Source organism: Burkholderia sp. PAMC 28687 (assembly GCF_001577465.1).
Taxonomy (GTDB): domain Bacteria; phylum Pseudomonadota; class Gammaproteobacteria; order Burkholderiales; family Burkholderiaceae; genus Caballeronia.
Window position 1 is genome coordinate 2301708 of the sequence record NZ_CP014505.1, and the last position, 11684, is coordinate 2313391.

At 60.9% G+C, this 11684-nt stretch carries 11 protein-coding genes and 1 tRNA gene; 4 read left to right on the top strand and 8 right to left on the bottom strand.

Annotated features, from left to right (window positions below):
* Positions 1–29: 29 nt before the first annotated feature.
* The 3 genes from AX768_RS10680 to uvrC form a co-directional block, all read right to left on the bottom strand.
* Positions 30–105 (bottom strand) — tRNA-Gly (locus AX768_RS10680).
* Between the two features lie 178 nt (positions 106–283).
* The gene (gene pgsA, locus AX768_RS10685; protein WP_061999931.1) at positions 284–880 is read right to left on the bottom strand and encodes a CDP-diacylglycerol--glycerol-3-phosphate 3-phosphatidyltransferase; all 597 of its coding nucleotides are present in this window, start codon (positions 878–880) and stop codon (positions 284–286) included.
* Between the two features lie 85 nt (positions 881–965).
* Positions 966–3128: an excinuclease ABC subunit UvrC gene (uvrC, locus tag AX768_RS10690; protein WP_061999932.1), complete on the bottom strand. Its 2163-nt coding sequence runs from the start codon at positions 3126–3128 to the stop codon at positions 966–968.
* A gap of 176 nt (positions 3129–3304) precedes the next feature.
* On the opposite strand from uvrC, the gene earP reads away from it, so the two are divergent.
* The 4 genes from earP to AX768_RS10710 all read left to right on the top strand — a co-directional run bounded on the left by earP (position 3305) and on the right by AX768_RS10710 (position 7502).
* The gene (gene earP, locus AX768_RS10695; RefSeq protein WP_061999933.1) at positions 3305–4474 is read left to right on the top strand and encodes an elongation factor P maturation arginine rhamnosyltransferase EarP; all 1170 of its coding nucleotides are present in this window, start codon (positions 3305–3307) and stop codon (positions 4472–4474) included.
* Between the two features lie 238 nt (positions 4475–4712).
* On the top strand, positions 4713–5270 hold the full coding sequence (gene efp / locus AX768_RS10700) for an elongation factor P (protein WP_061999934.1): 558 nt from the start codon (positions 4713–4715) through the stop codon (positions 5268–5270).
* A gap of 252 nt (positions 5271–5522) precedes the next feature.
* Positions 5523–5858: a BON domain-containing protein gene (locus tag AX768_RS10705; RefSeq protein ID WP_061999935.1), complete on the top strand. Its 336-nt coding sequence runs from the start codon at positions 5523–5525 to the stop codon at positions 5856–5858.
* 261 nt (positions 5859–6119) lie between these two features.
* Positions 6120–7502 (top strand): sigma-54-dependent transcriptional regulator, encoded by a 1383-nt coding sequence (locus AX768_RS10710; RefSeq protein ID WP_061999936.1) that lies wholly within the window; start codon positions 6120–6122, stop codon positions 7500–7502.
* Between the two features lie 62 nt (positions 7503–7564).
* On the opposite strand, the gene nagZ is transcribed toward AX768_RS10710, so the two are convergent.
* From nagZ to era, 5 genes are read right to left on the bottom strand one after another with little or no spacing between them, the layout of a single operon-like run.
* Positions 7565–8569: a beta-N-acetylhexosaminidase gene (nagZ, locus tag AX768_RS10715; protein WP_061999937.1), complete on the bottom strand. Its 1005-nt coding sequence runs from the start codon at positions 8567–8569 to the stop codon at positions 7565–7567.
* A gap of 56 nt (positions 8570–8625) precedes the next feature.
* Positions 8626–9033, bottom strand: coding sequence for a holo-ACP synthase (gene acpS, locus AX768_RS10720; RefSeq protein WP_061999938.1), 408 nt, complete (start codon positions 9031–9033; stop codon positions 8626–8628).
* 3 nt (positions 9034–9036) lie between these two features.
* Positions 9037–9810 (bottom strand): pyridoxine 5'-phosphate synthase, encoded by a 774-nt coding sequence (gene pdxJ, locus AX768_RS10725; protein ID WP_061999939.1) that lies wholly within the window; start codon positions 9808–9810, stop codon positions 9037–9039.
* Positions 9807–10715 carry a DNA repair protein RecO gene (gene recO / locus AX768_RS10730; protein ID WP_061999940.1) on the bottom strand — a complete coding sequence of 303 codons (909 nt, stop codon included), beginning with the start codon at positions 10713–10715 and terminating at the stop codon, positions 9807–9809. The genes pdxJ and recO overlap by 4 nt, the downstream gene beginning before the upstream one ends.
* Positions 10702–11601 (bottom strand): GTPase Era, encoded by a 900-nt coding sequence (gene era / locus AX768_RS10735; protein WP_061999941.1) that lies wholly within the window; start codon positions 11599–11601, stop codon positions 10702–10704. Before era ends, recO begins: the two co-directional genes overlap by 14 nt.
* Positions 11602–11684: the final 83 nt, after the last annotated feature.

Consider the following 11684-nt stretch of genomic DNA (forward strand, 5'->3'; position numbering starts at 1 on the left):
GACTTACCATTGCCAACGACCTCTGAATCTGGAGCGGGAGACGAGGCTCGAACTCGCGACCTCAACCTTGGCAAGGTTGCGCTCTACCAGCTGAGCTACTCCCGCATCTTGCCGACTTCTTCTGCCAATTTACTGCTTTTGTACTTCATCAGACGCTGCGGCGCGATGTCTTGTTTCGCGTGCATCCGACAGAAACGAGATTATGGAGAACCCCAACTTTGGTGTCAAGAGCTTTGTATGCGCCCCATCACTTTTAACTGCAATCAACCATCTCGTACACAGGTTAAAGCATGCCGCCGCGCTCGCGTATTTGCGGCCAGGCGAGCTTCATGTAATAGAGCATCGACCATACGGTGAGGAATGCAGCAACGTAGATCAGCCAGAGACCCCACATGCGTGTATCGATAACGATAGGCGTACCCGATATCTTCAGCGGCCCATAGAAGAGCAGCATGGGTATCGCGACCATCTGGCAAACGGTCTTGAACTTGCCCAGCGAATTCACGGCAACGCTCTTCGACGCCCCGATCTGCGCCATCCATTCACGCAATGCGGAAATGGTGATCTCACGCCCCACGATCACCAGCGCAATCACCGCATTCAGCCGCATCAGTTGCACGAGGATCAGCAGCGCGGCCGTGACCATGAGCTTGTCGGCGACGGGGTCGAGAAACGCGCCGAACGCCGATGTCTGGTTGAGCTTGCGCGCCAGATAGCCATCGAACCAGTCGGTCAGCGCGGCGAGCACGAAGATGACCATGCCAACCAGGTTGCGATGGTCCGGGCTCATCATCACGTCCGGCAAATAGAAGACGCCCACGACGAGCGGAATCAGCACGATTCGCAGCCACGTCAGGAAGATCGGGAAATTGAACGGCATGGGCGTGACTCTTATTGAGAGGTGCCATTGTGCCGCGTCGACTTATATGTCACAAGCCGACGGGCCGGACGGCCGGACGTTGCGCTCAATGCAACTGCCGGTAGATCTGCTCGGCCAGCGCCTGCGAGATCCCTTCCACACTCGCAAGATCCTCCACGCTCGCCGCCTGCACGCCGCGCAATCCGCCAAAACGCGACAGCAGCCGCTGACGCCGTTTTGCGCCAATGCCCTCGAGCTCCTCGAGCCGCGACGTCTGACGCGTCTTCGCGCGTTTCGCGCGCATGCCGGTGATCGCAAAGCGGTGCGCTTCATCGCGGATCTGTGCGACCAGCATCAGCGCCGCACTTTCCTTGCCGAGTTCGAGCGGCGTGCGGGTATCGGCGAAAATCAGCGTTTCGAGGCCCACCTTACGCCCTTCTCCTTTCGCGACGCCAACCAGCATGCCGTGGTCGAGCCCCAGTTCGGCGAACACTTGCCGCGCGATCTCGACCTGTCCCTTGCCGCCATCGATCAACACGATGTTCGGCAAACGCCCGCCCGAAGGCGTGGATTCGGCAACGTCCGGCTCATCCGATTGCGGTGCTTCAGACGGGTCCGGGACCACCGGCTCTTCCGCCGCACGCGCCGCGGCTTGCGCGACCATCTTCTCGTAGCGCCGGGTCAGGACCTGGCGCATCGCGGCGTAATCGTCGCCGGGCGTGATGCCGGTGATGTTGTAGCGCCGGTATTCCGCCGTTTGCATCTTGTGATGGTGATAGACCACGCACGATGCCTGCGTCGCTTCGCCCATCGTGTGGCTGATATCGAAACATTCGATGCGCAATTGCGCGAGGTCATCCATTTCCAGACTCAACGTGTCCGCGAGCGATCGCGTGCGGGCCTGTTGCGAGCCCTGCTCGGAGAGCAGACGCGCGAGGGCGAGCTTCGCGTTGGACTCGGCCATGGACAACCACACGCGCTTTTGTCCCTGCGGCTGGCGCAACAGCGTAACCTTGTGGCCGGCCTGTTCGATCAGCAGATCGACGAGTTCGCGATTCGCCGGCGCGTGACTGACAACCAGCACCGGCGGAACACGATTGCCGATGTAATGCTGCGCGATAAACGCCTCCAGCACTTCAGCCTCGAGCGCGCCCTGACGCTGCGATTCAGTGGCAAGTTCGGATTCTTCCACCGCGCCGGTTTCGGCGATCTCCTCCTGCATTTCGCCGGTCGTGGCGTGCGCCTCGAAGTCCTGCTCGATCGACGCAAGCGTGCCCGCCGGCAACGCGATTTCATTGGCGTTTGCTTCGACTTGCTCGATAACGATATCGCCGATGTCTTCCGCAGTGTAGTCATCGGCCAGTTCCTCTGGCATTGCATCTTCAATCGCCAGCGCGGCTTCGACATGCGTCGGGAAGTAGGCCTTGTCGCCGAGATGCCGGCCGCCGCGCACCATCGCGAGGTTCACGCAGACCTTGCCGCCGAGCGCGACGACCGCAAGGATATCGACGTCGTTGTCGCCGCCCACTTCTATAGCCTGCTGATGCAGCACGGTGGACAAGGAACTCATCTGGTTGCGCACGGCGGCGGCCTGCTCGAACTTGAGGTCGGCCGCGAACGCATGCATCTTCTGCTCGAGTTCCTTCATCACTTCGCCCTGCCGTCCGAGCAGGAAACGCGATGCATTCGACACATCGCGCGCGTAGTCTTCTTCATCGATCAAACCGACGCACGGTCCCGTGCATCGTCCAATCTGATGCAGCAGGCACGGTCGCGTGCGGTTGGTGAAGACGGAATCCTCGCACGTGCGCAACTGGAAAACGCGCTGCAAAATCTGGATACTCTCGCGTACGGCCCACGCGCTCGGGAACGGACCGAAATACTGGTTCTTCTTGTCGACGCTGCCGCGGTAATACGCCATGCGCGGAAACTTGTGGCCAGTCAGCTTGAGATACGGATAAGACTTGTCGTCGCGAAACAGGATGTTGTATCGCGGCGTGAGCGCCTTGATCAGATTATTCTCAAGCAACAGCGCTTCGGCTTCTGATCGCGTGACGGTCGTTTCTATCTTGCGAATGCGCGTGACCATCATCGCGATGCGCGGCGAAAGCAGCGTCTTCGTAAAATAGCTCGATACGCGCTTTTTCAGGTCGCGCGCTTTCCCGACGTACAGCACGTTGCCGTTCTCGTCGTAGTAGCGGTACACGCCCGGCAGGTGCGGCAACTGGGCCAGGTTCTTTTTAGGGTCGAAAACGTCGGGTTCGGTCATGCAGGGTGTCGTGCGGAGTTCGCGTTGAGGTCATATTGAAGCCGCCTGGCGGCTTTGAGGCCGGAGCGCGCGAATCGTCATCTTCAAAAATGCCAGTTTAGTGCAAACCACACTCGGGCTCTCGTTCACCATCGATCAAGCGGTTCGTCGCCGCTTCAGCACTTATGCCTGCTTCAATGGAAAATTCCCCGGCGGTGGCCGGTCATGCAGATGCCGAAATCGCGTGCGATATTTTTTGCGAAGTCATCGACAACTTTGGCGACATCGGCGTCTGCTGGCGCCTCGCGCGCCAGCTCAAGGCGGAGCACGGCTGGCAAGTGCGCCTTTTCGTCGATGACCTCAAGGCTTTCCACGCGCTCTGCCCCGCCGTCGATGCGACGCTCGCGCGCCAGGAGGCCGGGGGCGTCGTGATCGAGCACTGGCACGCGCCGACACACGCCGGCGACACGCTGCAGATCGCCGATGTCGTGATCGAAGCGTTCGGCTGCGAGCTGCCCGCCATCTACGTCACCGCGATGGCGCGCCGCGATCGCAAACCCGTGTGGTTCAACCTGGAATATCTGAGCGCCGAGGACTGGGTCGCGGATTTCCACCTGCGGCCGTCGCCGCATCCGCGCCATGCGATCAACAAGACCTTCTTCTTCCCGGGCCTCGGTGCGGGCACAGGCGGCGTCCTGAAGGAACGGACGTTAGACGCGCAACGCGAAGCGTTCCAGCGCGACGCGTGGTGGCAGGAACGGGTCGGCATCACGGCGCCTTCGTCCGAGACAACGGTGATCTCCCTGTTCGCGTACGAGAATCCGGCCATCGACACATTGCTCGAACAATGGCGCGATTCACCCACGCCCATTGCATTGCTGGTGCCCGAAGGACGCATTTCAGGTGCTATTGCACGCTTTTTTGGGCTATCGGGGTTTGCGGCGGGATCGAAGGCTGAAAGCGGTTCGTTGAAGGCCTACGCGCTGGGTTTTGTGGAACAGCCGCTTTTCGACGCCTTGCTCTGGGCCGCCGATATCAATTTCGTGCGCGGCGAAGATTCGTTCGTTCGAGCGCAATGGGCGCAAAAACCGTTCGTGTGGCAAATCTATCCGCAAGCAGACGACGCCCATCTGCCCAAGCTCGACGCCGCCCTCGCCCACTACGCAAACAGCTTGCCGGAGCCCGCGCGGGCTGCGCTGGAGCGGTTCTGGCATGCCTGGAACGGCGTAGGCGCGCCGGATTGGTCCGGTTTCTGGCGGTATCGAAAGCATCTGGAGCAGCGCGCGGCCGATTGGGCCCTGGAACTTGCGAGTATTGGCGATCTGGCTGGAAATCTGGCGGATTTCGCGAAATCTCAGTTAAAATAAGCGGTTATCCAACGGCTTGCAGTCCGGAACAGACGCGACGAGACTCAACGCGTACGTTTTTGGGCGGATTCCACGGTGGACGGGTGCAGCATTCAAGCAAGCACCCAGGCGAGCACCCAGGCGCGCGGCATGGCGTGGGACGGAACAGGCAGGGTAGCTGCAACACATCCAATTTCGAGTCAGCCGCCATCACCGCAGCGAACAGGCTCACATTTTCGTACAGGACAGTTTTTTAATTATGAAGACCGCACAAGAACTCCGCGTCGGCAACGTCGTGATGATCGGCAGCGATGCCATGGTCGTGTTGAAGGCCGAATACAACAAATCCGGCCGCAACTCCGCGGTCGTGAAGATGAAGTTCCGCAACCTGCTGGCTAGCGGCAACATGGAATCGGTGTACAAGGCGGACGACAAATTCGACGTCGTCCAGCTCGATCGCAAGGAAGTGACGTACTCGTACTTCGCCGACCCTATGTACGTGTTCATGGACGCTGACTACAACCAGTTCGAAGTCGAAGCCGACATGATGGGCGACGCCCTTAACTACCTTGCAGACGGCATGCCGTGCGAAGTGGTGTTTTACAACGAGAAAGCCATCTCGGTAGAGCTGCCGACCTCGCTGGTTCGCGAGATCATCTACACAGAACCCGCAGTAAAGGGCGATACGTCGTCGGGCAAGGTCCTGAAGACGGCCAAGCTCGCAACGGGCTTCGAACTGCAAGTGCCGCTCTTCTGCAACATCGGCGACAAGATCGAAATCGATACCCGCACGAACGAATACCGCAGCCGCGCTTAAAGCCAGCGTCGCTTCGGAAGTCACGAAAAGCGCCCTTCGGGGCGCTTTTTCTTTTTGCTGAACATTATTGCCAATTCAGGCAAACTTTACCGGTTCATACTTCGAAATTACGATTGAAACGTGTCATTCGGTGCAAGGCTCGCAGCTAACTACCTGATTCGTCTACTTCAAGCCGATGGCACGAAACCTGCTCCAGTAGTCGTGACTGCGCAATGAACGCGCGGAATCTTTCAACTTTCATCACAAGAAAAAATGACGACTACAAAAACCGCTTTTGCACGCCTCGTAATTGCCGCTGTTTGTGCCGTTCCCGCAATCGCCATCACTGCCGGTTGTTCGTCGACGCCCACACATGAGTCGGCTGGCGAATACACCACAGACTCTGCCATCACTACCAAAGTGAAGACGGCCTTGCTGGAAGACCCGGGCCTGAAGTCCTTGTCAGTGAGCGTCAAGACGTATCGGAGCGAAGTGCTGTTGTCGGGCTTCGTGGATTCTCCGAGCCAGATTCAAAAGGCGGTTTCGGTTGCTCGTGGCGTGGAAGGTGTGCAGTCCGTCAAGAACGACTTGCATGTGAAGCCGCAGTAAGCGCCTTCCGGTCCGGCTTGCTCCATGTCGTTCGACCGGATGCAAGCCGTGCCAGCGCAGAAATCAGTATTGAGCAAGCGCAGGACGAAGACCCGGCGATGAACAGCGATAACTGGAACGCAATGATGAGCTGACATGATGTCAGCCACACGGCGGGCCGGCGTCTTCATTGCCCGGTACCGACGCGTTCGCCGCCGAGCGTCGCCAGATGGCGGCCGGCCCGGAACGCCATTCAGACCCACTTATTACGCCGTGTCCGCCATGCCACACGCTTTGATTGTCGAAGACGATCCGAACAGCCTTTCTGGCCTGTCCGCCATTCTTGCGGCCGACGGTTTTTCCGTCGATACCGCAACCACGCTCGCCGAGGCGCGTTCCGCCCTGACGCGCTTTATTCCGGACGTCGTGCTCGTCGACCTGAACTTGCCGGATGGCAGCGGTCTCGACCTGCTGCACAACCTTCCTGCGCAGCCGCCAGGCGGCGCCCTGCCGGTTATCGTGATGACCGGGAACGCGACTGTGGAAAGCGCGATTGAGGGCCTGCGGCAGGGCATCTGGGATTACCTGCTGAAGCCGGTGAACATTCCGCGCCTGCGCAGTTTGCTCGCACGCATCCCACGCCCATACGAACTGACCGAGGAAGTCGGCGCGTTGCGCAGCACGCTGCGCGAACTCGGCCATTTCGGCAGCATGCTGGGGCGCAGCGCCGCGATCCAGCATGTCTACGACCTGATCGAACATACCGCGCCGACTGAAGCCGCCGTACTGATCTGCGGGGAAGCCGGCACGGGCAAGAAGGTCGCCGCACGTACCCTGCATGAGATGAGCCGGCGCCGCAAAGGTCCATTTGTTTCGTTCGATTGCGCGGCAGCCACGGACAGCAACGCGCGTTCGATGGAAAGCCTGATGTTCGGTCACGAGCGCGGCGCATTCGCCGGCGCGGAGAACCGCGAGCCAGGCTTGCTCGAACAGGCCGGTGGCGGCACGTTGTTCCTCGATCAGATCGATGCATTGCCGATCGCCCAGCAAGAAGCCCTGCTGCGCGCACTCGACTCGCAGACGTTCATGCGCGTGGGCGGCAGCAACAAGATCGTGACGGATTTCCGGCTGCTGGCATCGACAAGAGTGCCGCCCAAAGACGCCGTTGCCGAGGGCAAATTGCGCGAGGATCTGTTCCAGCGCCTGAATGCATCGTCGATTGCGTTGCCACCGCTGCGCGATCGCGGCGATGACATTGCGCTGCTCGCCGAGCATTTCGTCTATGAGCTGAATCGCGAGAATCATGTGAGCGGCATCACGAGCGGCGCGCCCAAACGTGTGAGCCCGGATTTCATCCGCGAGTGCCTTGCAGCCGAATGGCCGGGCAACGTGCGTGAGTTGCGCGACCGGGTTCGTCGTGCGTACCACGCGTCCGGCGACGTGATCGAAACCCTTCGCGCCGATGAACATACGAGCGCAGGCGGACGTGGGCTGAACGGCACCAGCGTCCAGGTGACGGTCGGCACGGCACTCGCCGACGTGGAAGACATGCTGATTCGCGCGACGCTCGAAGCGGTTGGCGGCACGCGGCATCGGGCGGCGACGCTGCTTGGCATCAGCCCGAAGACGCTCTACAACAAGCTGCAGCGCATGAAGCTGGAGTAAATGCGTTTGAGTTTGAAAAAAAGCCGGAGGTTTCTTTCGAAGAAACCTCCGGCTTTTTGCATTCAGCCCAGCGCGCTCTTGACCAGCGCCAGCGCCTGCTGATATTCCACCTGCGACATCAGCTTGTTCCAGCGCCACGCGTGCCCTCTGGGACGCATGCGCTTTAACCGCGTCAGCGACGCCTTCGTCTGCTGAAACGTCAGCCTGTCGAGGACCTTCTCAGCCTCTTCCGGCTGGTTGCAGATCAGCACCATGTCACAGCCAGCGGTCAGCGCCGCTGTTGCGGCTTCGGTCAGCGTGCCGCCGGCGCGGGCGGCTTCCATCGACAGATCGTCGCTGAAGATCGCGCCATTGAAACCCAGCTTGCCCCGCAAGATGTCCTGCAGCCAGACGCGCGAGAAGCCGGCAGGTTTTTCATCGACTTGCGGGTAGATCACGTGCGCCGGAATCACCGACGCCAGCGACATCCCCAGCCAGTCGTACGGCTTGATATCGGCGGCGAGGATGTCTTCGAGCGAGCGGTCGTCCACCGGCATGGCGACATGCGAATCCGCCGATGCAAACCCGTGCCCCGGAAAATGCTTGCCGCAATTGGCCATGCCCGCGAGCGCCAAGCCGTGGTTCAGGCTCTTCGCGAGCAGGGTCACCACGCGCGGGTCGCTGTGCAACGCGCGATCGCCGATCACCTTCGAATGCCCGTAGTCGAGATCGAGCACGGGCGTGAAACTCATGTCGATACCGCACGCCCGCAGCTCCGCCGCGAGCACGTAGCCAAAGGCGGTTGCGGTCTTGGTGGCGAGCAACACGTCGCGATCCCACAGCGCGCCGAGCTTGCCCGGCGCGGGCAGGACCGTGAAGCCATCGGTACGGAAACGCTGCACGCGGCCACCTTCGTGATCCACGGCGATCAGGATATCGTCACGCAGCGCGCGAATCGCGTCGGTCAGTGCAACGAGCTGCGCCCGATCCTGGAAATGCCGCGTGAAGAGGATGATGCCGCCGGTCATCGGATGGTCGATACGGCGAATGTCGGCGTCGGAGAGCGTGGTGCCGGCCACGTCGAGCATGACCGGACCGGGAGTGCGTTTTAACGAGTTCAAATTGGATGCGGAAAAGTCAGGGGTTAGTAGTCTTGCACATTCGTTTCTGCGATCACGAACGACACCGCGTAGTCGCGTTCATCGGTGATGGTGACTTGCGCCGTGATGCCACGCGCCTCGAGCCACTCGGCGAGTTCGCCCGATGCCACCACCTTCGGCTTGCCGCTCGGCTCGTTGAGCGTCTGGACCGCGCGCCAGGTCATGGGCCAGTGCATGCCGAGGCCGATCGCCTTCGAAAACGCTTCCTTCGCCGAGAAACGCGTTGCGAGGAACGCCAGGCCGCGTACTTCGGAGCGCGCCTTGCGTGCGTGATAGACGCGCAGTTCGTCCGCGCCGAGCACCTTCTCGGCGAAGCGCCCTTTCGTGCGCTCCATCACGCCGGCAATGCGGCTTACCTGAACCAGGTCCGTACCGATTCCGTAGATCGCCATGGTTTATCGCGACGATGTGGCGGCAAGACGCGACGCCACCATGATCGCCTTCATCTCGCGCACGGCGTTATCCCAGCCGGCGAAGATCGCGTGCGCGACGATCGCATGCCCGATGTTCAGCTCCACGATGCCCTCAAGCGCTGCGATCGGCTGCACGTTCGTGTAGTGCAGACCGTGTCCCGCGTTCACCTTCAGGCCGAGCGAATTGCCGAAATCGACGCTTCGCGCCACGCGCTCGAATTCCTTTTGCTGCGTGGTTTCGTCGTGTGCTTCGGCGTAGCAGCCCGTATGCAATTCGATAACCGGCGCGCCCGCTTCATGCGCGGCGCGAATCTGGGTTTCATCGGCATCGATGAAAAGCGAAACCCGCGCGCCCGCCTGCTTCAACTGCTCGCACGCGGCTTTGACGGCGTTGAACTGGCCGGCGACGTCGAGGCCGCCTTCGGTCGTCAGTTCCTGGCGCTTTTCCGGCACCAGACACACGTCATGCGGACGCACGCCGCACGCGATGTCGAGCATTTCCTGCGTCACCGCGCATTCGAGGTTCATCCGCGTTTTGAGCAGAGGACGCAGCGCGTGCACATCGGCATCGAGAATGTGACGGCGATCTTCCCGCAAATGCAGCGTGATGGCGTCGGCGCCGGCTTCTTCAGCTTGCAGCGCGGCGCGGATCGGGTCGGGGTACTGCGTGCCGCGCGCGTTGCGCAGCGTTGCGACGTGATCGATGTTGACGCCCAGATCGATCACATTCGCGGGCGACGAAAGAAAGAAGCTCATAGGTTTTGCAGGTCGATCAGGATTTGACGGGTGGCGAGCGGCGTGCCGCCAAGATACACGTTCAGCAGAAAGCGCATCAGTGTTTTGCTTTGCGCGGCCGTCTGCGGGCGGCTGTATTCGTCCTTCTCCATGTCGAGAAGGGTTTGCCCCGCGATCACGGGCCATTGCGACGGGACATCGTCCGATGCTTCACGCACGCCGCGTTCGGGATCGAACACGTACTTCTGCCCGGCGACAACCGGCTGGCGCGTGATGGTCTTGTTCAGCGCCATTGCGTAACCGGTCTCGCGCAGCAACACGCGCTCGAACGATCGCAACGCGTACAGCGCCGGCTCGCCGTGCGCGAGACGCGACAACGTCAGCACGTAATGATTGAACAGCGCGGGATGCGCGTCTTCGCGTGCGCAGAACTTGACGAGCAATTCGTTGACGTAGAAACCGCACAGCAACGCGTCGCCGGCGAGCGGCAACATGCCGCCGACCCATTCTGCCTGCGTCAGGGTGCGTACTTCGCCCTTCCCCGTCCACGACAAACCCAGTGGCTGGAATGTCTGCAGTACGCCGCGCAGCGCCGAATGCGGCCGCTTCGCGCCTTTGGCGACGAGCGCAATGCGGCCGTGATCGCGGGAAAATACATCGAGGATCAGGCTTGTTTCACGATACGGATAACTGTGCAGTACGAACGACGGCTGCTCCGCGATACGGAAATCCGAACGCGGCGCAGCGCGAGGCGGCCTGGGTTCTTTCGGTGCAGCGGATTTGGCGGAAGCTTTGGTCGAAGCGGCGCGCGTCCCGCGCTTTTTCGGCGCGGGCGTCGGCGGCTCGTCGACACTGAAGTTATCGTCGGCGAGCGGATCGGAGTCGGCGTTGGAAGACTGGGTCATCCACGCGTCATTCGTACCCATAGGCGCGCAATCCCGCTTCGTTATCGGCCCAGCCGCTCTTCACCTTGATGAAGGTTTCAAGGTACACGGGGCCATCGAAAAGCTTTTCCATGTCGAGGCGCGCTTCAGTGCTGATCTGCTTCAGCTTCGCCCCTTTCTGGCCGATGATCATCGCCTTGTGGGTATCGCGTTCAACCAGGATGGTCGCGAAAATCCGGCGCAGGCGGCCTTCGGTTTCCCATTTGTCGATCATCACCGTGCTCGTATACGGCAACTCGTCGCCAGTCCAGCGGAACACTTTCTCGCGCAGGATTTCAGCGGCGAGAAAACGCTCGCTGCGGTCCGTCAGGTCGTCTTCGCCGTAGATGGGCGTTCCTTCCGGCAGATACGGCTTCACCACCGCCATCAGACGCGTGATGTCGTCGGGATGCTTCGCGGTCATCGGCACGATTTCCTTGAAGTCGTGCAATGCGCTCATCTTCTGCATGAACGGGAACAGCGTCTCCTTGTCGTTCACGTGGTCCAGCTTGTTTGCGATCAAAAGGCACGGCGTGTCGTTCGGGATCAGGTCGAGCACTTTTTGGTCGTCCGGCCCGAAACGGCCAGCTTCGATCACGAACAGGATGGCATCGACCGCTGTCAGCGTGGAAGTTACAGCACGGTTCAGCGAGCGGTTCAGTGCGCCGCTGTGCTTGGTCTGGAAGCCGGGGGTATCGACGAAGATGTACTGTGCGTCGTCCAGCGTACGAATGCCGGTGATCCGATGCCGCGTGGTCTGCGCCTTGCGCGATGTGATGCTGACTTTCTGCCCGACGAGCGCGTTCATCAAGGTCGACTTGCCGACGTTCGGCCGGCCGACGATCGCGACCATGCCGCAGCGGAAATCAGAGGGAGTGGGAGCGTTCATAGATGTTTGCAGCTACAGATTCGTTGGGACGCGTGGCGTCGGGCGTTGCGTTTGTTCAGTGGCGCGGCCGCTTCGGCGGCGGC